This is a genomic window from Cellulosimicrobium cellulans, assembly GCF_024124905.1.
Lineage (GTDB): Bacteria > Actinomycetota > Actinomycetes > Actinomycetales > Cellulomonadaceae > Cellulosimicrobium > Cellulosimicrobium cellulans_G.
Genome location: NZ_JAMXST010000005.1, coordinates 188195 through 212350 on the forward strand (window position 1 = coordinate 188195; position 24156 = coordinate 212350).

20 protein-coding genes and 1 tRNA gene are annotated in these 24156 nt (G+C 73.5%); 10 read left to right on the forward strand and 11 right to left on the reverse strand.

Annotation, left to right across the window (positions count from 1 at the left end; genetic code table 11):
• Positions 1 to 488: 488 nt before the first annotated feature.
• The gene (locus NHH00_RS16045) at positions 489 to 1655 is read right to left on the reverse strand and encodes a DUF4062 domain-containing protein (RefSeq protein WP_253054080.1); all 1167 of its coding nucleotides are present in this window, start codon (positions 1653 to 1655) and stop codon (positions 489 to 491) included.
• Positions 1656 to 1876: 221 nt separating this feature from the next.
• On the opposite strand from NHH00_RS16045, the gene NHH00_RS16050 reads away from it, so the two are divergent.
• A complete protein-coding gene (locus NHH00_RS16050) occupies positions 1877 to 2296 on the forward strand; it encodes a tyrosine-type recombinase/integrase (RefSeq protein WP_253054082.1) in 420 nt (139 codons plus the stop codon).
• Positions 2297 to 2362: 66 nt separating this feature from the next.
• Here the strand turns inward: NHH00_RS16050 and NHH00_RS16055 are convergent.
• From NHH00_RS16055 to NHH00_RS16065, 3 genes are all read right to left on the reverse strand, one after another.
• Positions 2363 to 2452, reverse strand: a tRNA-Ser gene (locus tag NHH00_RS16055).
• Positions 2453 to 2550: 98 nt separating this feature from the next.
• Entirely contained in the window at positions 2551 to 3564 is a 1014-nt protein-coding gene (locus NHH00_RS16060; protein WP_253054084.1) for an iron-siderophore ABC transporter substrate-binding protein, read from the reverse strand.
• An 8-nt stretch (positions 3565 to 3572) separates the two neighbouring features.
• Positions 3573 to 4412 (reverse strand): siderophore-interacting protein, encoded by an 840-nt coding sequence (locus tag NHH00_RS16065; RefSeq protein WP_253054086.1) that lies wholly within the window; start codon positions 4410 to 4412, stop codon positions 3573 to 3575.
• Between the two features lie 234 nt (positions 4413 to 4646).
• Between NHH00_RS16065 and NHH00_RS16070 the strand changes: the two genes are divergently transcribed.
• The 4 genes from NHH00_RS16070 to NHH00_RS16085 all read left to right on the forward strand — a co-directional run bounded on the left by NHH00_RS16070 (position 4647) and on the right by NHH00_RS16085 (position 9940).
• Entirely contained in the window at positions 4647 to 5390 is a 744-nt protein-coding gene (locus NHH00_RS16070) for a DUF4956 domain-containing protein (RefSeq protein ID WP_253054088.1), read from the forward strand.
• Positions 5387 to 6271: a polyphosphate polymerase domain-containing protein gene (locus tag NHH00_RS16075; RefSeq protein WP_253054090.1), complete on the forward strand. Its 885-nt coding sequence runs from the start codon at positions 5387 to 5389 to the stop codon at positions 6269 to 6271. Before NHH00_RS16070 ends, NHH00_RS16075 begins: the two co-directional genes overlap by 4 nt.
• Positions 6271 to 8199: a carbohydrate-binding domain-containing protein gene (locus tag NHH00_RS16080; RefSeq protein WP_253054092.1), complete on the forward strand. Its 1929-nt coding sequence runs from the start codon at positions 6271 to 6273 to the stop codon at positions 8197 to 8199. Before NHH00_RS16075 ends, NHH00_RS16080 begins: the two co-directional genes overlap by 1 nt.
• A 916-nt stretch (positions 8200 to 9115) precedes the next feature.
• Positions 9116 to 9940 (forward strand): NAD-dependent protein deacetylase, encoded by an 825-nt coding sequence (locus NHH00_RS16085; RefSeq protein ID WP_253054923.1) that lies wholly within the window; start codon positions 9116 to 9118, stop codon positions 9938 to 9940.
• A 93-nt stretch (positions 9941 to 10033) separates the two neighbouring features.
• On the opposite strand, the gene NHH00_RS16090 is transcribed toward NHH00_RS16085, so the two are convergent.
• Positions 10034 to 10465: a nucleoside deaminase gene (locus tag NHH00_RS16090; protein ID WP_253054925.1), complete on the reverse strand. Its 432-nt coding sequence runs from the start codon at positions 10463 to 10465 to the stop codon at positions 10034 to 10036.
• Positions 10466 to 10836: 371 nt separating this feature from the next.
• Here NHH00_RS16090 and upp point away from each other — a divergent pair, with 371 nt between their 5' ends.
• The 3 genes from upp (at position 10837) to NHH00_RS16105 (ending at position 13371) form a co-directional block, all read left to right on the forward strand.
• Positions 10837 to 11472 (forward strand): uracil phosphoribosyltransferase, encoded by a 636-nt coding sequence (upp, locus tag NHH00_RS16095; protein WP_253054094.1) that lies wholly within the window; start codon positions 10837 to 10839, stop codon positions 11470 to 11472.
• A 327-nt stretch (positions 11473 to 11799) separates the two neighbouring features.
• On the forward strand, positions 11800 to 12486 hold the full coding sequence (locus tag NHH00_RS16100) for a winged helix-turn-helix domain-containing protein (protein WP_253054096.1): 687 nt from the start codon (positions 11800 to 11802) through the stop codon (positions 12484 to 12486).
• 162 nt (positions 12487 to 12648) lie between these two features.
• On the forward strand, positions 12649 to 13371 hold the full coding sequence (locus tag NHH00_RS16105; RefSeq protein WP_253054098.1) for an NAD(P)-binding oxidoreductase: 723 nt from the start codon (positions 12649 to 12651) through the stop codon (positions 13369 to 13371).
• Between the two features lie 49 nt (positions 13372 to 13420).
• Here NHH00_RS16105 and NHH00_RS16110 read toward each other — a convergent pair whose 3' ends face one another.
• A complete protein-coding gene (locus tag NHH00_RS16110) occupies positions 13421 to 17431 on the reverse strand; it encodes a sigma-70 family RNA polymerase sigma factor (protein WP_253054100.1) in 4011 nt (1336 codons plus the stop codon).
• A gap of 175 nt (positions 17432 to 17606) precedes the next feature.
• On the opposite strand from NHH00_RS16110, the gene NHH00_RS16115 reads away from it, so the two are divergent.
• Positions 17607 to 18404 carry a hypothetical protein gene (locus tag NHH00_RS16115; RefSeq protein ID WP_253054102.1) on the forward strand — a complete coding sequence of 266 codons (798 nt, stop codon included), beginning with the start codon at positions 17607 to 17609 and terminating at the stop codon, positions 18402 to 18404.
• A 127-nt stretch (positions 18405 to 18531) separates the two neighbouring features.
• On the opposite strand, the gene NHH00_RS16120 is transcribed toward NHH00_RS16115, so the two are convergent.
• The gene (locus NHH00_RS16120) at positions 18532 to 18840 is read right to left on the reverse strand and encodes a DUF1540 domain-containing protein (RefSeq protein WP_047234443.1); all 309 of its coding nucleotides are present in this window, start codon (positions 18838 to 18840) and stop codon (positions 18532 to 18534) included.
• 209 nt (positions 18841 to 19049) lie between these two features.
• Here NHH00_RS16120 and NHH00_RS16125 point away from each other — a divergent pair, with 209 nt between their 5' ends.
• Complete coding sequence (locus tag NHH00_RS16125; protein WP_253054104.1) at positions 19050 to 19778, forward strand: phosphotransferase family protein; 729 nt, start codon at positions 19050 to 19052, stop codon at positions 19776 to 19778.
• 22 nt (positions 19779 to 19800) lie between these two features.
• Here NHH00_RS16125 and NHH00_RS16130 read toward each other — a convergent pair whose 3' ends face one another.
• The 4 genes from NHH00_RS16130 to dnaK form a co-directional block, all read right to left on the reverse strand.
• Positions 19801 to 20202: a heat shock protein transcriptional repressor HspR gene (locus NHH00_RS16130; protein ID WP_253054927.1), complete on the reverse strand. Its 402-nt coding sequence runs from the start codon at positions 20200 to 20202 to the stop codon at positions 19801 to 19803.
• A 142-nt stretch (positions 20203 to 20344) separates the two neighbouring features.
• A complete protein-coding gene (locus NHH00_RS16135) occupies positions 20345 to 21337 on the reverse strand; it encodes a DnaJ C-terminal domain-containing protein (protein ID WP_253054106.1) in 993 nt (330 codons plus the stop codon).
• 160 nt (positions 21338 to 21497) lie between these two features.
• Positions 21498 to 22160, reverse strand: a complete 663-nt coding sequence (gene grpE / locus NHH00_RS16140) for a nucleotide exchange factor GrpE (protein WP_253054108.1) — start codon at positions 22158 to 22160, stop codon at positions 21498 to 21500.
• A complete protein-coding gene (gene dnaK, locus NHH00_RS16145; protein WP_237840560.1) occupies positions 22157 to 24040 on the reverse strand; it encodes a molecular chaperone DnaK in 1884 nt (627 codons plus the stop codon). Before dnaK ends, grpE begins: the two co-directional genes overlap by 4 nt.
• Positions 24041 to 24156: the final 116 nt, after the last annotated feature.

Here is a 24156-nt window from a genome sequence, read left to right on the forward strand (position 1 = left end):
CTCCGCTACGAGCGCCGCGCATGGCTGCATCGTGGGTCGCTTCTGCGGCGCTTCGTACCTGGCAGGACAGGTCCGCGATGTCTGGCCGACAGACTGACATCTCAGATGCTGTTGCGGCCGCAGGCCAGATGGCCAGATGCGCGACGCCCTTTGGTAGCACTGAGGGACACCGATTTGGGCGGGCCGTGGACTGCGAGAGTTCGTGCGTGACGCGGGCGTCCGGGTCGTCGGCGCGGCCGGCGACTCTTGGCGAGGTCAGCGGTACTGGCGGTAACGCATGGTCAATACCTGGCGAGGCGGTCTCGGGATGCCACCGAGGCCGCCCTTACTATATGGGCGCCTCGACGGGTAGGTGTGCGGAGCGCGGGGCTCGCCCGGAGTGCAGCCCGCGCGCGAGCGACACGATTGAGCCAGCATTGACAGCCCTCGACCCATCGGGGCCGAGGACGCATAGCGCGTGCCCCGTCCAGAACGTGTTTGTCGAACAGCTAGGCGTTCTCTGCCGCGCCGTCGTCTACGGCACTCTCGTCGCCTTCAACTTCACCTTCAGGCTCAGAACTCTTCAGGTTCCTGAGCCGAATCCTGTTGTGCAATTCGACTCCAAGCGAAGTCACGCTCCAATACTCACCCTTGTCCGAAACCCCGTGCCGCCGCCTCGACGGCTCGACTAGACCCAGCGCCATGAGATCTGCCAGCACCTCCTGCGTCTGGTTCTTTGCAACGATCCACCAAGCTCGATTCATCTTGTCTTCGCGCAACTCCATCGCCAAGAGTCCGGCCGCCTCCATCAGTTCGACTTCAGTCAAGAGAGACGACGAGAGATAATGAAACAGATCGAGCAGGTTAGTTTCTGCATCGCTCCAGTCGGAATCAGCCTTAGAGTACTTGTAGCTCAACTCCCTCTTATAGCCAGAGATCTCGTCGATCAAGCTATTGAGCTCGGATCTTTGGTCTGCTTCGCGGCTTGCCTCAAGCTTAGAAATCTCGTTACGCAGCCGCGCATTCTCTGCGCTGAGCCTGGTGAGCTCATCAGCAGTCTCAGGGCTCATCGACGCCGCGCCTCTTGACCAGCCTTCCCTTGGATTCGCCGTGAACGCCTTGGATAGGGATATCGAGACGCGCCCGTACAAATCGTCAGCACTCTTCCAGAAGCTAACGGGCTTGGATCTCACCAGGTCCTTAAATTCTCCCAATAGCTTCACCTCAGGGTTCTTTCGGTCGATCTTTGCCGGTGGCCACTCGGCCGAATCGTCGATCACAAACCCCAAGACAGGCACTCCGCATGAGACCGCATACTCATACTCCTTACGAGTAAAGCTCACGCCCTCGACAATCGATCCGTATCGGTGCGCCACAATTACGCAGTAGTAGTCCGATTCTTCGATATGCCGCTCAATAATCTTCCATTGCTCCTCGTCGGCGGCACTAAACATCTCCATTCCGACAGGAATGTGGCCCATTTCGAGAATCGCCTTGATGACTACATCCCGCTCCTCCTTTAGATCCTCGAACGTAGAGCTCACGAAGATCTGATACTTCTTCTCACTCATTCGCCTGCCCCGCATCTCTACGACCCACAACCTGACCTTCCTGCCAAGACCGTCCGTAAATCCGACCGTGGAACTCTGAGATATCCAGGCTAGATCGAGCGTCATCGCGCCGCTCCGCGATGCCATGCGCGAGTGGGAGGACCGCCCCACCCTCGCTCGCGGCCGTCGCAACGTCACGATCCTGCCGCAGATCGTAGACATGTTGCTCGGTACCGGGCTGCGGATCGGCAAACTCCTTGCGATGCGGGATGCGGACGTCGACCTCGATACCGAGGTCCCAACGCTCATCGTCACCGGGAACCGTCGTCCGGGCGGAGGGCTGGCTCGTGCGGCAGCCCATGCCGAAGTCCGACTCGTCACGGCGCACGATCACGCTCCCCGCGTTCGTCGTCACCGCGATCCGCGAGGCGCTGGACCTCGGGCTGGACGGCGGTCCGGACGCCCTGGTGTTCCCGTCCACGCGGGCCACTCCGCGCTCCCCCAGCCGAGTGCGCGACCAGCTCCGCGAGGCGCAGGCCTCCATCGGCACCACGGTCACCCCGCACGACTTCCGCCGGACCGTGGCGACGCAGGTCGCGAACTCCACGACGATCGGCAACGCGACCGCGCTGCTCGGCCATGCCAACGAGGGCACGACCGTCCGCCACTACGTAAAGCGCACGCACGTCGCACCGGACCTGCGGGTCGTCATCGACCAGCTCGTCCAGCAGGCCGCAGCCGACGACCCGCAGGGCAAAACGGAGTAAAAGCGGAGGGCCGGGCACGGCGAAGGGCCCCACAACCGCAGGATTCTGCGGGTGGGGCCCTTCGGGTGGCGGTAGCGGTGGGATTTGAACCCACGGTGGACTTTCACCCACACACGCTTTCGAGGCGTGCTCCTTAGGCCGCTCGGACACGCTACCTTCGCCGGGAAACCCGGCCCAGGAAGGATACCTGGTCAGACCCCCGGACACCGAATCGGCCGGTCACGCCGCCCGATCTGACGCCCGGGAGCCCACCATCACGATCCGCCGAGCGCGTCGGCGAACAGCGGCGTGACGTTGTCGATCGCGTAGATCACGGCCGTGGGCGTGCCGAGCGAGAAGGCGTTGGAGAGGTCCTTGTCGTCGAACACGACGTAGCGACCGTCGGCGACGGACGGCACGGTCTGGAAGATCGGGAGCGCCTCGACGTCCGCGGCGGTGAAGCCGATGGGCTGGATGACGGTGAGGTCGGCGTCGAGCAGGTCGACGTTCTCGGTGCCGAGGTTCGCGGAGAACTCCTCGCCGGCGGCCTCGTCGATCTCGGGCTTGGTCTCGAACCCGAGGCCCTGCATGAACTCGCCGCGGCTGGACGTCGAGACGTAGGCGCCGAAGCCCTCGGCCCAGTACGACCCGATGACGGCGGTCTTGCCCGCGAACTCGGGGTGCTCGTCGCGGGCGGCGACGAACGCGTCGTCGACCTCGGCGAGCAGCTCGTCGCCGGCCTCACTCCGCCCGAGCGCGGCGGCGATCATGCCGACCTGGTCCTCCATGGGCGTGAGGTAGGCCTCGCCGCCCTCGGGGATGGCGACGGTCGGCGCGATCTCGGAGAGACGCTCGTACCGCTCGGGGTCGCCCGACGACTTCACGTCGAGGATGACGTCGGGGTCGAGCACGGCGATCTGCTCGTACGACGGCTCGAGCGTCCCGATGATCTCGGGCGACTCGTCGTACGCGCCGTCGAGCCACGGGCCGACGCCGTCGCCGCCGAACGCGAGCCAGTCGCTCGCCCCGACGGGCTGGACGCCGAGCGCGAGCGCGGTCTCGGCGTCGCCCCAGCCGAGGGCGACGACGCGCTCCGGCTCCTCGGGGATCTCGACGTCCCCGAACGCGGTGGGGATCGTCACGGGGAAGGCGTCCGCGGCGCCGTCGGCGCTCTGGCTGCCCGACGGCGCGGCGTCGCCCGAGTCGTCCCCGGACGCGCACGCGGCGAGCGCGAGGACGGCGAGCGCGGACGTCGCCGCGAGCGCGCGGCGCAGGGTGGTGCGGTGCATGGGACTCCTCAGTCCTCGAAGATCTGGCCGACGGGCTCGCGCTTCTCCGCCTGGAAGCGGTCCTCCGCGCGGCCGTAGGCCCAGTAGCCGGAGAGCGACAGGTCGGCGCGCGGGACGCCGCGCTCGGCGAACACGCGGCGCAGCGCCTTCATGGCCTCGCGCTCGCCGTGCGCGAAGACGTGCACGCGGCCCTCGCGCCACGCGAGGTCGGCGACGGCGTCGGGCAGGAGCGTCGTCGTCCCGGCGGGCGCGTCGCCGCGCAGCACCCAGGTGACCTCGACGCCGTCGGGCGCCTCGAGCGGGAGCCGGTCCGCCTCGGTGCCGACCTCCAGCACGGCGTGCCCGACGGCGTCGCGCGGCATGGCCTCGAGCGCGGCGGCGATCGCGGGGAGCGCGGAGTCGTCGCCCGCGAGCAGGTGCCAGTCGGCGTCGGGGTCGGGCGCGTACCCGCCGCCGGGGCCGGAGAGGACGATGCGGTCGCCGGGCTTCGCGCGCGCGGCCCACGGCCCGGCGAGGCCCTCGTCGCCGTGCACGACGAAGTCGATCGCGAGGCGCTGCGCCGCCTCGTCGACCCACCGCACCGTGTATGTGCGGGTCACGGGCAGGTCCTCGGGCGCGAGCGTCTCGCGCAGCGCCGCGATGTCGTAGGGCGGCTCCAGCCCGAGCTCGGGCTTGGCGAAGATGATCTTGACGTACTTGTCGGTGTGCTCGTTCGTGGTGAACGCGGCGAACCCCTCGCCCCCTGCCACGACCCGCACGAGGTGCGGGGAGAGCCACGCGGTCTCGAGGACCTCGAGGACGGTCTGGGGGCGGGCGCGCCGCGGCGCGGGCGCGGTGGTGGTCGACATGACAACCTCTCGTCGGTGACTTAGGTGAGGCTAACATCACGGCTCGTGCCCTCGCCGTGACCCCGGTCACGAGGCCGCGAGCGCCGCGGCGGCCCGCGTGACCTCGACGCGATGCCCCGCGGAACGGGACTCATACACACGGCCTGTGCCCTCCACAGCGACCGCACAGGCTCCTCCGGCGGAATGGGAACGTCCTCGACCACGGCGCCCAGCGCCCCGGCACCCGGAGGCCTCGTGTCCCAGCCCGTCCTGTACCTCGTCGACCTCGTCGCGGTCACCGTCCTCGCGTTCGGCCTCTACTTCCCGCGTCACCGGCGACGCGACCTCGTGGTCGCGTACCTCGGCGTCAACGTGGGGGTGCTCGCGGTCGCGGCGACTCTCGCGACGAGCAGCGTGGGCGCCGGGCTGGGGCTCGGGCTCTTCGGGGTCCTGTCGATCATCCGGCTCCGCTCGACCGAGCTGTCCCAGACCGAGGTCGCCTACTACTTCGCTGCTCTCGCGCTGGGCCTCCTCGGCGGCCTCGGCGCGACGACCGGTTGGCTGTCCCTCGCGGGCACGGCGCTCGTCGTCGGCGTGATGGCCGTCGTCGACCACCCGCGGGTCCTGCGCCGCGCGCAGAGCCAGAGCGTCGTCGTCGACCGCGCCCTCACCGACCGCGCCGAGCTCACCCGCCACCTGGAGGAGCTCCTCGGCGCGGAAGTCCGCGGCGTGAGCGTGCAGCGCCTCGACCTCGTCAACGACACCACCTGGGTGGACGTCCGCTACACCGAGCCGCGCACCGGCCGTCGTGCGACGCCGGCTCCTGCCCCGGCAGCCGCCGCGCCCCTCCCCGTGCCCGACGGCGCACTCCGAGCCTCGCACGAGGCGGCGCCCTTCGCGCCGATCGCCCCGGCGATCGCGCCGACGCCTCCGACCCCGGCAGGGGCCACGACGCCCGGCCCGGCAGCCCGGCCCGAGCGGACCGAGGCGCGCGCGTGAGCCCCCGGACCGTGACGGCCGACGACCGCGTCCGCGCCGTCCTCTACCCGCTCGACGGCGTCGGCCTGGACGAGCTCGTCGACGCGGCCGCGCTGCTCACCCGGGTCGACCGCAAGTACGTCCTGCCGGTCGACGACGCGGTGACGGTGCTCGACGCGCTCGCCCGGACGGCCCCCGCTCGCGTCCTCGAGATCGACGGCGCGCGCAGCGCGGCGTACGAGTCGGTGTACTTCGACACCCCCGACCTCGCGTCGTTCCGGCTCACCGCGACGCGCCGCCGTCGGCGGTTCAAGGTCCGCACCCGCACCTACCTGGACTCGGGCGCGAGCTTCCTCGAGGTCAAGACCCGGGCGGCGCGCGGCACGACGCTCAAGCAGCGCGTCGCGCACGACGGGTGCCCGACGGCGCTCGGCGCCGACCGCACGTTCGTGGGCCGGACGCTCGCGGCCGAGGGCATCGAGGGCGTGCCGGAGCACGCGCTCGCGCCCGGCCTCGTGTCGCGGTACCGCCGCACGACGCTCCTGCTCCCCCGGGCCGACGGCGCCGCACGCGCCACCGTCGACACGGGCCTCACGTGGGAGCTCGACCAGCCGGGCGCGCACGCGCCGCTCGCCTGGTTGGTCCCGCACCTGGTGGTCGTCGAGACGAAGGGCGGCTCGACGCCGTCGGACCTCGACCGCCTGCTGTGGCGGCACGGCCACCGGCCCGAGCGGATCTCCAAGTACGGCACCGGTCTGGCGCTCCTGCGCCCCGACCTTCCCGACGGCCCGTGGCGCCGCGTGATCCGCCGCCACCTCTCCCCCTCCCCCGACGCGACCGCGCCCGCGGGGACCACGACCCCTCCCGCCCGCACCCCCGGGCACGACGACAGGAGCCTCTGATGCGCATCCGCCGACCCCTGACCACCCTGGCCGTCGCCGCGGCGGCCGCCGTCCTCGCGAGCTGCTCCGTGCTGGGGAGCGGCGCGACCACCGACAGCGCCTCGACCGACACGAACGCGACGACCACCGCGAGCGTCGTCTCGGACGCCGTCGCCGGGCTGACCCCCGACGAGGCCCGCGCCGACAACGCCGAGGTGACGGTGGACGACACCGATCTCGCGTACGACGAGTCCTCCGCGGTGACCGTCACGCTGGACGGCGACACCGCCACGGCGGACGGCGACGGCGTGACCGTCGACGGCTCGACCGTCACGATCACCGCCCCCGGCACGTACGTGCTCAGCGGCACGCTGGAGGGGCAGGTCGTCGTGGACACCGCGGGGGACGGGCTCGTCCAGCTCGTCCTCGACGGCGCGGACGTCACCGCGACGACGAACGCCGCCGTGACCGTGCAGGACGCGGAGAAGGTCGCCGTGATCCTCGCCGACGGCTCCACCAGCAGCCTCAACGACGCCGAGACGTACTCCGCCCAGGACGCCGACGGCGAGCCCGACGGCGCGCTGTTCTCGACGGCCGACCTCGTGATCGGCGGCGACGGCGCGCTCAGCGTGACGTCGCACGCGAACGACGGCATCGTCTCCCAGGACGGGCTCGTCATCGCGGGCGGTGACCTCACCGTCGACGCGGGCGACGACGGGATCCGCGGCAAGGACTACCTCGTCGTCACGGGCGGGACGCTCGACGTCACCGCCGCGAAGGACGGGCTGAAGTCGACCGAGGACGGCGACGAGACCCTCGGGTTCGTCGACGTGCGTGGCGGGACGATCACCATCGCGTCGGGCGACGACGGCGTGCAGGCCGTCACCGACGTCGTCGTCTCCGGCGGGACGCTGTCCGTGACCGCCGCGGGCGGTGCGGGCGCGGCCGTCGCCGAGGACGCCTCCGCGAAGGGCCTCACGGGGGACGTCGGCGTCGTGCTCGGCGACGACGCGACGGTCACGCTCGACTCCGCCGACGACGCACTGCACTCGAACGGCTCCGTGTCCGTCTCGGGCGGGACCGTCGAGCTGTCGTCGGGCGACGACGGCGTCCACGCCGACGGCGACGTCACCGTCTCGGGCGGCGACCTCGCCGTCACGACGTCCGTCGAGGGCATCGAGGGCGCAGCCATCACGATCGCCGGCGGCGACCTCGACGTCACGGCGAGCGACGACGGCCTCAACGCGACCGTGGGGTCGACGACCGCCGAGACAGCGACCGCGACCGACGGCGCGACCGACGGCACCCCGCCGGAGATGCCCGCCGACGGCCAGATGCCCGAGCCCCCGCAGGGCGGCGAGCTCCCCGACGGCACCGAGATGCCCCAGGGCGGCCCCGGCGGCATGGGTGGCGGCATGGACACCGACGACGGCTCGACGCTGACGATCTCCGGCGGCACCCTCACCGTCGACGCGGGCGGCGACGGGATCGACTCGAACGGCTCGCTCACCGTCACGGGCGGCGAGATCGTCGTCCAGGGTCCGACGAACGACGGCAACGGCGCTCTGGACGTCAACGGCACGTTCACGATCAGCGGCGGCTCGCTCGTCGCGGCGGGCAGCGCGGGCATGGTCGTCGTGCCGTCCACGGACTCCGCGCAGGGCTGGCTCGCGGCGGACGTGTCCGCGAGCGCCGGCGACACCGTCACCGTCACGACCACCGACGGCACCGTCCTCACCGAGCGCACGGTCACCAAGGACACCGCGAACGTCGTCGTCTCCTCGCCCGACGTGACGACCGGCGAGACCTACACGGTCACGACACCCGCCGGCTCGACGACCGCCGTCGCCGGCGAGTGGACCGGCGGCGGCATGGGCGGCCGGACCGGCGGGGGCCGCCCGGGCACCCAGGACGGCACCACGACCCAGGACGGCACCACCGAGTCCTGACCCGTCCAGGCCCGAACGCTCTGCCCGGCGGCCACCACAGGCCGCCGGGCAGAACGCTGCCCGCCGACGCTGAACCGTGGTCGTTCCTTCAGCCTTGCGGAGTCGGGTACGCGGCGTCCTCGAGTCTCAAGCCCGCGGGTCGGGTCCGCGGCGCGGGTGGCCTCGGTGCTCGGGGCTGCGGCGCCGTCACCCCGGTCACTCGGCCGTGGGTTCGAGGAGCGCCGCTCTGACGCCCCTTCGCATCCGAGCCCACCCCCACCGCTCGGCGATCGTCTCGCCCGGGACGTCGGTCGCCGCTTGCGACCATCGGGTTGCCCGCCGGAGCAGGGTGCCCGTGGCGGCTCGGCGCGAGGCCGACCAGGCCGTCCTGGTGGGTCGAGCAGGCGACGCGGGTTCGTCCCGCGCGCCGGACGCGCCCGAATCACCTGCTCGACGTGACGGCGCCGCGACCGGCGACCGTCCCGCGCGCGAGGTCGCGCGGCCTGGGCCGAACGCACCCGCGGGCGGTCGCCCACGGTGAGGACCGACCAGGGCGGGACGACGTAGGGCGGGGTGGGTGGTGGTGCCGCGTCGTGGCGGGCCTGGCGGGAGCCGCGAGGAACGAGCGGCGGATGGTAGACGCGGCACCACCACCCACCCCGCCCACCCAGGGCAACCACACGCCGTCGAACACAGAAACCACGGCTCTACCTCGCGCGACCACGGCTCTACCTCGCGCCGTCGTACCGTGGGAGACGTGTCCACCGACCCGACCGCGCCGTACCCGAGTGACTCCACCGAACCCTCGACCTCGTCCCCCGCGCACGTGGCGACGTCGGCGGCGGACCTGCCGCGGTCGACCGTCCCGACCCTGACGTCGCGGCTCGCGTGGCGCCCGAGCCAGCCGCCGCCGTCGGGCACGGAGCCGGAGCCGCCGCTGGGGACGGCGGAGGACGCGGTGCGGCTCCTGCGCGGGCTGCGGGTGACGGCCCTGACGGGCGCGGGCCTGTCCACGGACTCGGGCATCCCGGACTACCGCGGTCCGGACTCGCCGCCGCGCAACCCGATGACGTACCAGCAGTTCGTGCAGGACGAGGCGTTCCGGCGCCACTACTGGGCGCGCAACCACGTGGGCTGGCAGCACGTGCACCGCACGCAGCCGAACGCGGGCCACCGTGCGCTGGCCCGGCTGGAGGACGCGGGGGTGCTCGTGGGGCTGATCACGCAGAACGTAGACCTGCTGCACGAGGACGCGGGCAGCCGGAACGTCATCGACCTGCACGGCCGGTACGACCGCGTGATCTGTCTCCAGTGCGGGCGCGTCATCTCGCGCGAGCACCTCGCGGACCGGCTGACGGCGCTCAACCCGGGGTTCATCGAGAGCATCGGCGACGTCGCGGACGTGGAGATCGCGCCGGACGCGGACGCGGTGATCGAGCAGACGTCGCACTTCCGGCCCGCGCCGTGCGAGTTCTGCGGCGGGGTGCTCAAGCCGGAGATCGTGTACTTCGGGGAGAACGTGCCGCGCGAGCGGGTGGAGCGGGCGTACGCGATGGTCGACGAGGGCGACGCGCTGCTCGTGGCGGGGTCGTCGCTGACGGTGATGAGCGGGCTGCGGTTCGTGCGGCACGCGGCGAAGGCGGGCAAGCCGGTCGTGATCGTCAACCGCGGCTGGACGCGCGGCGACCCGCTCGCGACGCTCAAGGTCGACGCCGGCACCACCGAGACCCTCACGACGCTCGCTGCGACCCTCCCCCGCTGACGCCGAGCACGACACGAGCCCGCGTCGAGCACGACATGAGGGACGTCATCCGCTCGATAGCGACCCTCATGTCGTGTTCGGCGGGGGTCAGCGTCAGCGCTGGGTCGCGAAGAAGGCGCGCAGGAGGCGGGCGCACTCGTCCTCGCGGACGCCGCCCACCACCTCGACGGCGTGGTTGGCGCGCTGGTCGCGCACGAGGTCCCAGACGGAGCCGGTCGCGCCGGCCTTGGGGTCCCACGCGCCGAGCACGAGCCGTTCGACGCGCGCGAGGACGAGCGCCCCGGCGCACATGACGCACGGCTCGAGCGTGACGACGAGCGTGCAGCCCTCGAGCCGCCACTCCCCGCGCGTCGCGGCGGCCTGCCGCAGCGCGAGCACCTCGGCGTGCGCGGTCGGGTCGCCGGTCTCCTCGCGCCGGTTGCGCCCCACGCCCAGCAGCCGCCCGTCCGGCCCGACGACGAGCGCCCCCACGGGCACGTCGTCGCTGGCGAGCGCGTGGGTCGCCTCGTGCAGCGCGAGCCCCATGAGCGCGTCCCAGACCTGGCGGCGCCCCGCGACGGTCCCGGGCGGGAACGTCCCGTCCGCCCACGGCAGGTCGAGCCCGCGTGGCTCCGGGGAGCCGCCGACCGCCGTCGTTCCCGTCGGCCCTTCGGTGCCCGACGCCGTCCCCGCGCCCGGGTGGGCGGGGTCGCCGGGGCGAGCGACGTCGTCGGGCACGGGACCTCCGGTGTGTCAGCGGCACGTCGCGGCGTGCCGCGACGAGGCGCCGACACCTCGGTGGCACGGAGAGCTGTCGGTGCGTCACCAGGCTATAGACCGACGAGGCGCTGACAACTCGCGCGTCGGGCGGTTACCGGGCGGTACGGGAGGGCTCGTGGTCGGATACCGTTGTCGCCATGCGCCTGCACGTCGCCGACCACCCGCTCGTGGCCCACAAGCTGACCGTCCTGCGGAACAAGGAGACGGCGTCCCCGACGTTCCGGCTCCTCGTCGACGAGCTGGTCACGCTGCTCGCCTACGAGGCCACGCGCGACGTGCGGGTCGAGCCGCACGAGATCGAGACGCCGGTGACGACGACGATCGGCGTGCGCCTCGCGGAGCCGCGTCCCCTGGTCGTCCCCATCCTGCGGGCAGGCCTGGGGATGCTCGAGGGCATGACGCGCCTCCTGCCGACGGCCGAGGTCGGGTTCCTCGGCATGCAGCGCGACGAGGAGACGCTCGAGGCGGTCACGTACGCGAACCGCCTGCCCGACGACCTGACGGGTCGGCACGTGTTCCTCCTGGACCCGATGCTCGCGACGGGCGGCACGCTCGTGGCCGCGATCGACTACGTGTTCGCGCGCGGTGCGCGGGACGTCACGGCGGTCTGCCTGCTCGCGGCGCCCGAGGGGATCCAGGTGCTGGAGAACGCGGTCGGCGACCGCGTGGACGTCCAGCTCGTGGTCGCCGCGGTCGACGAGCGCCTCAACGAGAAGGCGTACATCGTCCCGGGCCTCGGCGACGCCGGGGACCGCCTCTACGGCGTCGTCTGACCCCTCCCACCTGGGCGGACGCGCGCGACCGAGCCCCCGGTCGAACGGCCCCGCCACCGCCCGCGCCCGGAACGCGAGACTCCGACCGTCCGCATGATGAGAAGTTGCCGGGCTCCTCTTGGCGTACCGCGCGGTGCACTGCCATGCTCGCTCCCGTGAGCACCTCGACCCGTCCCGCCAGCGCGCCGTCCGGCGCGCTCCCGGGCGCGGTCATGTGCGTCTGTTGTCAGGCCTGAACCCTCTCCCGCACCTCGGTTCAGCCCTCGACCCCTGCCGACCCGCCGGTCTCCCGGCGATGCCGTCGGCCCGACGCACCCGGAGCCACCCATGACGCTCACCGCTACCCGTCCCGCCCGCCGCACCTCGTCCCGCGCCGCCGCGCCCCGGGCCCTCGCACCGCAGCACCCCGCCGCGCCGCGCACCGCGCTCGCGCCGGCCCGCCCGGCCGCCACCGACCCGGCCACGCCGCGCCGCAACCCGGGATTCGTCCTCTACGTCGGCGTCGACGCGGCGCCGGGCGAGCAGCCGCAGGCCCAGCTCGTCGAGCTCGCCGAGGCGCTCGGCGAGCTCGCCCGCGACTGGCTGCCGAGCGCCGAGACGTACACGGCCCTCGCGCTCGCCGAGCCCACGACCACGACGTCGTCGCCCGTACAGGACATCGCGGCGTTCCGCGAGCGGCTCGCGACCCTGTCGCCCGTGCCGCGCGTCGTCATCGACCCCGCGGGCCGCACGGTCACGGTCGAGGGCAGGTCGGCGCGCCTGACGTTCCGGGAGCTCGAGCTCCTGTCGTACCTCGCCCGCACGGCGCACCGCGTCGTGACGCGGGCCGAGCTGCTCGAGACCGTGTGGGCCGACCACGAGGTCGCCGCGGGCAGCCGCACCATCGACGTCCACGTGCGACGCCTGCGCGAGAAGCTCGGGCTGGAGCACGTCATCACCACGGTCCGCGGGCTCGGCTACCGGTTCGACCCGCAGACCCCCGTCGTCCTCGGCGGCACGGGGGACGCCGCCTGAGGACCCGCGCTGCCGGGCCACGGTCGACGTGGGGGTACGTGGGGGACCGCGCGCCCGGCAGCGCAACCCCCGCCCCAGGAGCGCCCGGCGTCCCTGCCCAGATGCCCCGGGACGGCGTCGCTTCACCGGGCGCGGACGCCCGCACGGCGATACGTTCGGCCCATGCGCACAGTCATCGCGGGAGGTCACGGCCAGGTCGGCCGTCGCCTGGCCCGGACCCTCGTGGAGCGAGGCGACGACGTCGTCGCCTTCGTGCGGTCCGCCGCGCAGATCACGGACCTCACCGAGCTGGGCGCACACGTCGCGCTCATCGACCTCGAGAAGGACGACGCCGTCGCGGTGTCGTTCGAGCTGGAGGGCGTCGACGCGGTCGTGTTCGCGGCCGGCGCCGGTCCCGGGAGCGGAGCACCGCGCAAGGACGCGGTCGACCGGGCCGGCGCGGCGCTGCTGGCCGACGCCGCCGAGCGCGCGGGCGTCGGGCGCTACGTCCTCGTCTCCTCCCGCGGCGTCGAGGCCGCGCGGGCCGACGAGCGTCCCGACGACGTCGACGACGTGTTCTGGGCCTACCTGCGCGCCAAGGCTGCGGCCGAGGACGACCTGCGCGCCCGCGACGACCTCGCCTGGACCATCGTGCGGCCCGGGCACCTCACCGACGACCCGGGTGTCGGCCTCGTCGCGCTCGCGCCCGTCGGGGACACGGACAAGCCGCGCGGCAAGCGCCGCAAGCCCGGCGCAGCCGTCGGGGAGCGCTCGGACGTGACGCGCGACGACGTCGCGCTCGTCCTCGCCGCGGTGCTCCACGAGCCGCGGTCCGCCGGGCTCGTCCTCGACCTCGTCGGCGGCGACACGCCCGTCGACGACGCCCTCGAAGGCGTCCTGCCGTAGGGCGGACCGGCTCACCCGTCGCGTCGCCGCTCGGGGCGACCGACGCTCGTCAGCCCTCGCCGCAGCGCTCCCCGCGCTCCCAGAAGAGCCCGATCAGGTCGCGGTCCGGTCGCACGAAGGCGCTGCCGTTGCGCGCCGTGTAGTTCCAGCCGTCGTAGGAGACCTCGGCGTCGTGGTCGTACCAGACGCCCGCCTGCCACTCCGGGGCGCACTCGGCCACGGCGGTGAAGCCCTCGACCTTGAGCTGCTCGGTCCACGAGCGCGTGTGGACGACGTACGTCGCGCCGGACCAGGGCGCCTCGCCCAGGCTCTCGGTGCGCCGCTCCCCGGCTCCGACGGTCCACTCGCCCTTGGCGTGCCCCGTCACCCGGAACGTCACCGGGACGTTCGACCCGGAGTTGTCGAGCAGCACCGACACGGCGCGGTACGAGTGGCCGCGCCTCGCGTCGTAGTACGGGTCGCCGAGGACGAGGCTCGCCGCCGGCTGCTCGACGGCGCAGTCGACCGCGTCGAAGCGCACCGGGAGCGTCTCGGTGAAGGGCACCCCGAGGACCGTGCGCGACAGCACGAGCTCGACCTTGCCGGCCTTGATCGCGAGCGCGCCCGTCGCGAGGTCGGCGCCCGCGCTCGCCCCGGGGGCGACGTCGCCCAGGTCACGGTCACCGAACGGCGTGCGCGCGACGACGTGCATCGCCTCGGTCGAGTCGTTGCGCAGCCCGACGGAGAGCACGACCCCGCCCGTCCCCGGGGCGCACTGCGCGGACACCGTCGGGGTGGCCGACCAGTCAGGCTGGTAGCCGGCACCCTGGTACCGCGCGGTGAGGCGCGCGTCCGCGAAGGGCGTGCCGAGCACGGTGCGCGACTGGCGGAACGTGACGGCGCCGGCCTTCACGTCGAGCGCTCGCGTGTCCACGGTGAGGGTCACGGTCACGCCGGGCGCGACCTGCCGCGCGGGAGCCGAGTCCCCGTAGCCCGCGGCCGACATGACGACGTCGATCGTCTCGGGCGAGTCGTTGGTGAGCGTGCCGACGATCTTCACCGACCCGTCCTGCCAGCCGGCGTCGACCGTCGCCGAGGTCGCCCACCGCGGGTCGTACGTCACGGCGGCGTAGCGGGCCTCGACCGTCGTCGGCGCCGGGCCCGCAGGCGCCGCGCGCTCGACCGTGAACGTCGCCGTCCCGGCCGGGACGGACAGCGCCTTCGCGTCCACGGTGAACGTCGCGTCCGCGCCCGGGGCCACGTCGACCGGTGCGGCGTCGCCGTGCGGCGTCGACATCCCGACGCGGAGCGTGGTCGTCGAGTACGGGTTGTGGAACGTGCCCGTCACGACGGACGTCCCGACCCCGGCACCGGACGGCACCGCCCAGGCCGCCGTCGCGCGCGCCGCGCCCGTGACCGGCTTCCAGTCGAAGCAGTCGATCGCCGGGTGCTCGCCGGCGACGATCTCGTGGGTGAACTGCCGTCCCGCCACCGTGGTCGAGAGGACGACCCGGGCGTCCCCGGCGGGCAGCCAGCCCCCGGTCCCGCCGCGCAGGTCGACGCTCCGTCCCGGGGCGACCGGAACGGCGTCGTGGGCGGTGCCGGCGACCACGAGGGCTGCCCGGAGATCGCCGTAGGCCGTGCGATTCGTGAAGGGGACCGTCACCGATGCGGCACCGGCCTCACCACGGGCGCTGCACTGCACGCGCAGGCCGTCCCCGTCGACCCCCGACGCCGCGCCCTCCCACGGCCGGGCCACGTCGACCGAGGCGTCCGCGCTCCCGGCTCGCGCGTCCGGGGCCGTCCCGCGCAGGCGGACCACGGCCTTCTCGACCGCCCGGTCACGGTCCGCGACGAGCGTCAGCGGGACCGTGGACGCGGCGCCGGGTGCGAGGCTCGTGCCGGAGGGGGCGGCACACGTCACGCTCCGACCCTCGTCCGTGGCGCACGTCCAGACCCCGGCGGACCCGCCGGCGAGGGTGACGCCGGGCGGGAGGTCGACGGCGAGGCGCGGCTCGACGAGCGGCTGGTCACCGCTGTTGCGCACCACGACGCGCAGGACTCCCTCTCCCGGGTTGTCCAGGCGCAGTCCGTCGGACGGCGCCACGACGCGGACCTCGGGCCCGTAGTACCGGACGGGCGCCGACGGGAAGGTCCACGGCTTCGCCGGGATGCCGGTGGCGCGCACGGACGCGGCGAAGGGCGGGTAGTCGCCCCCGGACTCGGCCTCGACGCGGACGACGAGCTCCTGGCTCTCTCCGGGGTCGAGGATGCCGACCGAGCACGTGACCAGGCTCGTCCCGTCCGGCTGGGGCACCGCGCTGCCGCACGGGAGCGAGGCCGCGGACAGGGGGCTGCCGACGACGGTCCCGCGCGCGACGAGCGACGAGCCCGGGGTCGTCACGCCCGCCGGGAGCGTGAGGTCGACGAAGACCTCCTCCGCCGCTCGACCGCCGGTGTTCGAGGCGGTGATGACGAGGTCCGCGGGGACGCGCGCCGCGAGCGTGACCGGGGCGAGCGACAGCTCGAGGGCCGCCGGCGCGGGCTCGGGCGTTCCCGTGCCCGGGTCGGTCGGCCCGGGCGTGCCCGTCCCGGGATCGGTGGGCGCAGGCGTGCCGGGGCCGGTGGACCCGCCCGGCGTCGTCGTGCCCGGCGTCGACCCGACGGGCGTGGAGCCGTCGGTGGACCCGCCGCCGGTCCCGGTCGTGTCGCCCGAACCGGCGGTGGTCTGGTCGGTCGGGGCGGGCGGGATGTTCGTGGGCGACGTCGGGTCGGTGGTGGGGTCCGGCGTCGTCGTGGTCCCCGTGGTCGGTGACGCGGACGGGGACGGAGAGGACTGCGAGGTCGGGGTGGGGGCCGGGTCCGACGAGAACGCGCCGAGCGCGCCCGCGACGCCGAGCCCGGCGACCGTGAGCACGCCGACCGTGACGGCGGCCGCGGCGAGCGGCGCGGACGTGACGAGCGCGACGAGCCCACCGGCACCCGCGGCGGCGAGCGCGCCGCTGCCCGCGGCAGCGCCTCCGGCCGCCGCTGCCGCCCCGCCGACGGACGCCGCGCCGGTCCCGACCGCGGCGCCGGAACCACCGGCCGCGCTCGCGGCCGCTCCCGCTCCCCCGACGGCACCGGTGCCCGCCGCGCCACCACCGGCGCCCGCGCCCGCATCGCCGGACCCGCCGGCCGCACCGGACCCGCCGGCCGATCCCGCGCCACCGCTCGACGAGCCCTGCAGGGCGGCACCGACACCGCCGGCGACGGCCGCGCCGCCGACCGTCGGGAGCGCCGTCCCGACGAGGCCGAGCGCGCCGACGCCGAGGACCAGGGGGGCGATGACGGCGCGCATGCCGTGCGACACGTCGCCCAGCTCCAGCACGAGCGCGCGGCACTCGCCGCAGCCGTCGAGGTGCGACTCCACGCGCGCCGTCTCGCGCTTGGCGAGCCCGCCGCGCACGTACGACCCGAGGAGCGCGTTGACCGTGCGGCACTCCTCGGCGGGCACGGACGTCAGGTGCTGCTGGAGGTACGCCTGCCGCAGCCCCTCGCGCGCGCGGTAGGCGAGCGCGGACACGCCGTTCGCGGTGAGACCCAGGATCGGCGCGATCTCGGCCGGGGAGAGGTTCTCGACCTCCGTGTACCAGAGCACGGCGCGCCACCGCTCGGGGAGGTCCTGGTAGGCGCGCGTGACCGTCGAGCGCTCGAACCCCTCGAGGGTCGGGTCCTCGGTGGACGCCATGGGACCGAACGCCGTCTCGAACGTGCGCTCGTCGTCCGTCGGCTGGGTGCGCCGCGCGCCGTTGACGAGGTCGTAGGAGAGGCGTCGGACGACGGTGAAGAGGTAGGCGCGGAAGGTGACGTCGGGCCCGCCCCCGCCCTGCAGGACGGAGAGCGTGCGGGCGAACGCGTCGGAGACGACGTCGTCGGCGTCGGCGGTCGAGCGGACGTACTGGCGCGCGACCGTCCGGGCCGCGGCGGCGTGGCGCTCGTACAGCACGCCGTAGGCGCTGGTGTCGCCCTCGCGCACGGCGGAGATGAGCTCGGCGTCGCTGAAGGCCTCGCTCCACACCCGTTCCTGCGCCTGCGTCATGTCACCCGCCCCGGAGACCGCCCCGATCCGAGGCGTACGGTGGCCATAGTAGACGGCCGTCCAACTTCGGGGCAGAGGGCGTCCGGCGACGGAACGGTAACGGCCGGAGTCCTCCCCGTTCGCCCGATTTCACCTCGGACCCCGCGTCCCGGAAACTTCTTCGCCGACTCGCGTCATGGATCGGCCGCTCGTCCGTCTCATCGACATGGACCACCTCCACGGGTACACCGTGCCCGCTCCCGACGCGGTACGCGAGCGCTGGCGTCGCGCGAGCGCCGAGAGCGTCTGGCTGCGACCGGGCGACTGGTACCACCCTGCCGTCGACGCCCTCGCCGAGGCGCTGTGCGAGGAGCGGGACGGGACGCCGGCCGCCGAACGGCTCGGCCGGGTGCGGGCCGAGGCGGGGGTCGGGATCGGCGAGGCCATCGACGACGTGGTGTGCCTGTACCGGGCGCACGACCGCGAGCCGGGGACCGACCTGCTCCGCGCGGTCGCGGTCGGGTGGTCCGACGGCTACGAGGCGACCCCCGTGACGCCCGAGGTCATGGACCCCGAGTCCGGCCTCGCGACGTCCCAGTACCTGGTCCAGCGGCTCCGGGAGACGTACGGCGTCGCCCAGCGCGCCGGGGTCGACGCCGCCGCGACGCACGGCCTGCTCGTCGTGGACGTCGCGCTCGACCACCTGACCGGGTGGCAGCGCTTCGCGCGGTCGGCGGCGATGGGTCGCGCGCTCACCCACACGTTCGGCGACGGCCACCCCATGGCCTCGCTCGGCAACGGGCTCTTCGTCGTGCTCGGGGAGCGCGGCGCCGACGACGACGCGCTGCGCACCGTGCTCCGCCACAACATCGAGCGCACGGGGCTCGCGCTGGGCGTCACGGCGATCCTGCGGCGACCGCCGCGCGTCTGGGCCGAGCCGCTCCCCCGCACCCACGCCGCTGCTGTCCAGCTGCTCGACGCGCTCCAGCGCTGACGACCGCCGACGACCGCCGACGACGCGGCGACGCCCCGGCCGCGCGGGCGAGCGCGCGGACGGGGCGTCCGGGGGCGTCTGCGGCCGGTGGGTGACCGGCCGCCTCCGAGGAGGTCGAGGTCGCGCGTCAGCGCGGGGTGAAGGTGAGGCAGTCGGCCTTGTCCTCGCCGGACGCGCCGGCGCCCACGCGGATCGACGGGGCCGAGCACTCGAGCGAGGAGTTGTGGACGCACTCGGTGCGCTGGCACGCCCCGACGTGCGCGAGCACCTTCTCGAGGCCGCCCTTGGTCCCCAGCGGGATGAAGGTCGCGCACTCGGCGTCGCCCGCGTGACCGGCGATGGTCACCGCGCCGGCGTGGCACCCGTGGTCGTGGTTGTAGCCGCAGCCGTCGATGGAACACTCGACGACCTGGGGCATCTCCGTGAGGCTGCTCATCGCGATCTCCTGTTCTCCGAGGACCCGTGGCGGGCCGGGCTTCCGCGTCCACGGTATTCCCGGAATTCTGCGGTGTATAGCAAGGAAGGCCTTGCTAAGAAATGCAGAAATATCCATCAATTAGCGCACGGCATTCTTGCGGAAATGCCTGACCAGGGCTGATGCCGCGGCCCTCGTCAGGAGGGCAGGAGAGGCGTAGCGTCGTTCTCATGGCCCCCTCGCTCGGCGCGCCGCTGTTCTCGGGCGCCGACGCCGACCTGTACGCGGTCGGCGCCGACCGCGTCCTGCGACGCTCGCGCTCGGGGGCCGACTCGGTCGGCACCGCGGAGGTGATGCGGCACGTGCGCGCCGCGGGCTTCCCGGCCCCGCGCGTCGACGCCGCGTCGGACGGCGACCTCACCATGGAGCTCCTGCGGGGCCCGACGCTCCTGCAGTCGATCCTCGGCGGCCGGACGTCGCTCGCCGCGGCGGCCCGGACCCTCGTCGCGCTGCACGACGCGCTGCACGCCGTCCCGCCCCCGGCGCGGGGCGGACCCGCGTACGCCGCGCTCACCGCGCCGTCGCCCGCGGCCCTCGACGAGCCCGCCGCCGGGCGGTCGTGCGTCGTGCACCTCGACCTGCACCCGGCGCACGTCGTGCTCACCGCCGACGGCCCCGCCGTCCTGCACTGGACGAACGCCCGGCTCGGACCACCCGGACTCGACCTCGCCGTGACCGCCGTCGTCCTCGCGGAGGTCGCCGCCGACGAGGACGACGAGCTCGCGCCCGGCGCACGGGTCCTGCTGGACGCGTTCCTCCACCTGGCCGACCCGGCGCTCCTGCGGCACCTCGACGCCGCCGCGCGGACCCGCGCCGCGGACCCCGGCCTCGACCCCTCGGAGGCCGCGCTCGTCCCGGCCGCCGCGGCGCTCGTCGCGCGCGAGGCGCGCCGGAGCTGAGACCTGGGCGGAACGGCCGAGGTCAGGGCCCCGCGTCGTCGGGCCGGGGCCGCCAGATGACGAGCGCGCGCGCCTCGCCGTGCTCGACGAGCGTCTCGCGCAGCGCCTCCTCGACCCCGCGGCGCACGCTGCGCCCGCGCGGCACGACGACGACGTCGCCGCTCGCCGCCGCCGCGAACACCCGGCCGCCGGGCTCGACGCGCGCGGAGAGCGCCTCGATGCGGCGCTCCAGGCGCTCGACCTGCGACTCGAGCGCGAGGATGCGCTGGATGCCCGCGAGGTTGATGCCCTCGTCGTGGCTGAGCCGCTGCACCTCGAGCAGCTTCGCGACGTCGCGCAGCGAGTAGCGCCGGCCGCGGCCCGCGGTCCGGCGCGGCACGACGAGGCCGAGGCGGTCGTACTGGCGCAGCGTCTGCGGGTGCATCCCCGCGAGCGTCGCGGCCTGGGAGATGACGAGGACGGGCGCGTCCTGGTCGACGTCGCTCGCCGGAGCCCGTCCGGCGCCCCGTGGTGAGTCCTCGCCGACCGGGAGGCTCTGAGTCTTCCGGTGGGCCATCACGGCCCTCCTACTCCGCGGCCTGGCGGACCAGGTCGGCCCGCACGTCCTGACCGTCCGTCTCGGCCGCGAACGTCTCGACCGCCTCGCGCGCCGCCTTCGAGAGCTTCTGCGGCACCGCGACCTGCACGGTGACGAGCAGGTCGCCGGTCGCCTTCGCCGTCTTCACGCCGCGGCCCTTGACGCGCAGCGTGCGACCGGACGGCGTCCCGGCCGGGACCTTGACCTTGACCGACGCGCCGTCGAGCGTGGGCACGCTGATCGTCGCCCCGAGCGCGGCCTCGGCGAACGTCACCGGGACGGTCGCCCGCAGGTTGTTCCCGTCGAGCGAGAACACCGGGTGCGGGGTGACGTGGACGGTGACGACGAGGTCGCCGTCGGGACCGCCGGCCATGCCCGGGCGGCCCTTGCCGCGCAGCCGGATCTTCTGGCCGTCGCGCACGCCCGGCGGGATGCGGGTGGTGACGTTGCGGCCGTCGACCGTGAAGGTGACGGTGGACCCCTCGACCGCCTGGCGGAACGGGAGGGTCGTGGCCGCGGCCACGTCCGCCCCGGCCCGCGGGCGGGGCCCGCCGCCGAACTGCTGCGCTCCCGCGCCGCCGAACATCGAGCCGAGGATGTCCTCGAAGCCGCCCGCGCCCTGGCCGCCGGTCGAGTAGCGGACCCGGGTGCCGCCCGGGCCGCCGCCGCCGAACATGCCGCCGAACACGTCCTCGAACCCGGCGCCCCCGGCGCCGCCGGGGCCCGCGGAGAAGCGAGCACCGCCGCCGGCCATCGCCCGGATCGCGTCGTACTGCTCGCGCTCCTTGGCGTCCGACAGCACGGCGTACGCCTCGCCGATCTCCTTGAACTTCGCCTCGGCGCCCGCGTCACCCTGGTTCTGGTCGGGGTGGTACTTGCGCGCGAGCTTGCGGTAGGCCTTCTTGATCGTGGCGTCGTCGGCGTCCTTGGGGACGCCGAGCGCGGCGTAGAAGTCCTTCTCCATCCAGTCCTGTCCGGTCACGGCGCCTCCCTCCTGTCGGTGGTCGTGGTCCTGGTCCTTCGTGTCGTGCCTGCTGTCGATGCTGCTGCTCGTGATCCTCGCGTGCCCGACGGCGGAGCGCACCTCCGCGCGGGAGGTGCGCCCGCGCCGTCGGGCACGCGGGGGACGCCGGTGGTCCCGCCTACTGGGGGCCGACGACCGAGACGCGCGCGGCGCGCACGACACGGTCCCCGATCCGGTAGCCCGGCTCGATGACGAGGTTCACCGTGGTGGCGGTGGCCTCGGGGTCGGGCTGGTGCATGAGCGCCTCGTGGACGGTGGGGTCGAACTCGTCCCCGACCGCGCCGTAGCGCTCGATCCCGAACTTCTCGAGCGACGCGTCGAGCTTGTCGGAGATGGCCGCGAACGGCCCCGTCAGCTCGCCGTGCTGCCGCGCGCGGTCGATGTCGTCGAGGACCGGGAGGAGGGCGGTGAGCACGTCCTCGATCCCCTTCGTGCGCGCGGCCTCCTGGTCGCGCAGCGACCGGTTGCGGTAGTTCGTGAAGCTCGCCCGCTCGCGCTGGAGCGCGTCGAGGTGCTCCGCGGCCTCGGCCTTGGCGGCCAGGACGGCCGCGTCGACCTCGGCCTCGTCGGACGGCTCGAAGTCGAGGCCCGCGAGCGGGTCCGTCTCCGCGTCGTCCCCGGCCGAGCCACGGGCGGAGCCGGCGCCCGCGCCCTCGCGCGGGCGGCCGGTCTCCGGGTCGACCTTGCGCTTGTCGGTGAACTGGAACGGCTTGTCCTCGGGGCCCTGACCGGGCTCGCGCCCGGCCTGCTCCTCGGGGCCCCGGTCCTCGGGGGACGTCACTTCTTGTCGTCCTCGTCGTCCACGATCTCGGCGTCGACGACGTCCTCGTCCGGAGCGGACGTCGCACCCGCGGCCGCGGTGGCGTCGTCCTGCGCGGCGCCGGGGTTGCCGGCGGCCTGCTCCTGCTCGGCCGAGGCGTAGAGCGCCTGGCCGATCTTCTGCGAGGACGCGACGAGCTTCTCGTGCGCGGTCTTCACGGCGTCGGCGTCCTCGCCCTCGAGCGCGGACTTCACCGACGCGATGTCGGCCTCGACCTCGGTGACGACGTCGGCCGGGAGCTTCTCCTTGTTCTCGGAGACGAGCTTCTCGGTCGAGTAGACGAACGCCTCGGCCTGGTTGCGGGTCTCGGCCTCCTCGCGACGCTTCTTGTCCTCGGCCGCGTGCTCCTCGGCCTCCTTGACCATGCGGTCGATGTCCTCCTTGGGCAGCGCCGAGCCGCCCGTGATGGTCATCTTCTGCTCCTTGCCGGTGCCGCGGTCCTTGGCGCCGACGTGGACGATGCCGTTCGCGTCGATGTCGAAGGTGACCTCGATCTGCGGCACGCCACGCGGGGCCGGCGCGATGCCGGTCAGCTCGAACGTGCCGAGCGGCTTGTTGTCGCGCGCGAACTCGCGCTCGCCCTGGAACACCTGGATGAGCACCGACGGCTGGTTGTCCTCGGCCGTCGAGAAGATCTCGCTGCGCTTGGTCGGGATGGCCGTGTTGCGCTCGATGAGCTTGGTCATCACGCCGCCCTTGGTCTCGATGCCGAGGGACAGCGGGGTGACGTCGATGAGCAGGACGTCCTTGCGGTCGCCGGAGATGACGCCGGCCTGCAGGGCCGCGCCCACGGCGACGACCTCGTCCGGGTTGACGCCCTTGTTCGGCTCCTTGCCGCCCGTGAGCTCCTTGACGACGTCGGTCACGGCCGGCATGCGGGTGGAGCCACCCACGAGCACGACGTGGTCGATGTCGGAGACGGAGACGCCCGCGTCGGAGATGACCTTGTGGAACGGGGCCTTCGTCCGGTCGAGGAGGTCCTGCGTCATCTGCTGGAACTGGGCGCGCGTGAGCTTCTCGTCCAGGTGGATCGGGCCGTTCTCGCTCATCGAGAGGTACTGCATCGAGATGGTGGTGCTCGTCGCGGACGAGAGCTCCTTCTTCGCCTGCTCGGCGGCCTCGCGCAGACGCTGGAGCGCGATCTTGTCCTTGGACAGGTCGACGCCCGAGCTGTTCTTCACCTGCTTGATGAGGTGCTCGACGATGCGGTTGTCCCAGTCGTCGCCACCCAGGCGGTTGTCGCCCGAGGTCGCGCGGACCTGGATCGTGGAGAAGTCGTCCTCGTCCTTGCCGACCTCGAGGAGCGAGACGTCGAACGTGCCGCCGCCCAGGTCGAAGACGAGGATGAGCTCGTCCTCCTTGCCCTTCTCCAGCCCGTACGCGAGCGCGGCCGCGGTGGGCTCGTTGACGATGCGGGTCACGTTGAGGCCTGCGATCTGCCCGGCGTCCTTGGTCGCCTGACGCTCGGCGTCGTTGAAGTACGCCGGGACGGTGACGACCGCGTCGGTGACGGGCTCGCCCAGGTACTCCTCGGCGTCGCGCTTGAGCTTGCCCAGGATGCGCGCGGAGATCTCCTGCGCGGTGTACTTCTTGTCGTCGATCTCCACCGACCAGTCGGTGCCCATGTGGCGCTTCACCGAGCTGATGGTGCGGTCGACGTTCGTGACCGCCTGGCGCTTGGCGACCTCGCCGACGAGGACCTCGCCGGTCTTGGAGAAGGCGACCACCGACGGCGTCGTGCGCGACCCCTCGGCGTTCGCGATGACGGTGGGCTCTCCGCCCTCGAGGACGGCCACCACCGAGTTGGTGGTGCCGAGGTCGATCCCGACTGCTCGTGCCATGTGTGCTGCCTCCGTTGTGGATGGGGTGCCCGACGGCGCACGCGCGCCCGGGCACACCGGGTTGAGTCTGCTTCACTCAAGGTAGGCACCGGGTGCGCTCGCACGCAAGCCCGATC

Bases quoted from the DNA above. Each gene is read 5' to 3' on its own strand.
- NHH00_RS16130 (WP_253054927.1), bottom strand. From the start codon at position 20,202: ATGCACCCGCAGACGCTGCGCCAGTACGACCGCCTCGGCCTCGTCGTG.
- NHH00_RS16110 (WP_253054100.1), bottom strand. From the start codon at position 17,431: ATGACGCAGGCGCAGGAACGGGTGTGGAGCGAGGCCTTCAGCGACGCC.
- NHH00_RS16105 (WP_253054098.1), top strand. From the start codon at position 12,649: ATGCGCACAGTCATCGCGGGAGGTCACGGCCAGGTCGGCCGTCGCCTG.
- NHH00_RS16115 (WP_253054102.1), top strand. From the start codon at position 17,607: ATGGATCGGCCGCTCGTCCGTCTCATCGACATGGACCACCTCCACGGG.
- upp (WP_253054094.1), top strand. From the start codon at position 10,837: ATGCGCCTGCACGTCGCCGACCACCCGCTCGTGGCCCACAAGCTGACC.
- NHH00_RS16045 (WP_253054080.1), bottom strand. From the start codon at position 1,655: ATGACGCTCGATCTAGCCTGGATATCTCAGAGTTCCACGGTCGGATTT.
- NHH00_RS16065 (WP_253054086.1), bottom strand. From the start codon at position 4,412: ATGTCGACCACCACCGCGCCCGCGCCGCGGCGCGCCCGCCCCCAGACC.
- NHH00_RS16080 (WP_253054092.1), top strand. From the start codon at position 6,271: ATGCGCATCCGCCGACCCCTGACCACCCTGGCCGTCGCCGCGGCGGCC.
- NHH00_RS16100 (WP_253054096.1), top strand. From the start codon at position 11,800: ATGACGCTCACCGCTACCCGTCCCGCCCGCCGCACCTCGTCCCGCGCC.
- NHH00_RS16125 (WP_253054104.1), top strand. From the start codon at position 19,050: ATGGCCCCCTCGCTCGGCGCGCCGCTGTTCTCGGGCGCCGACGCCGAC.
- NHH00_RS16090 (WP_253054925.1), bottom strand. From the start codon at position 10,465: ATGGGGCTCGCGCTGCACGAGGCGACCCACGCGCTCGCCAGCGACGAC.
- dnaK (WP_237840560.1), bottom strand. From the start codon at position 24,040: ATGGCACGAGCAGTCGGGATCGACCTCGGCACCACCAACTCGGTGGTG.
- NHH00_RS16060 (WP_253054084.1), bottom strand. From the start codon at position 3,564: ATGCACCGCACCACCCTGCGCCGCGCGCTCGCGGCGACGTCCGCGCTC.
- NHH00_RS16120 (WP_047234443.1), bottom strand. From the start codon at position 18,840: ATGAGCAGCCTCACGGAGATGCCCCAGGTCGTCGAGTGTTCCATCGAC.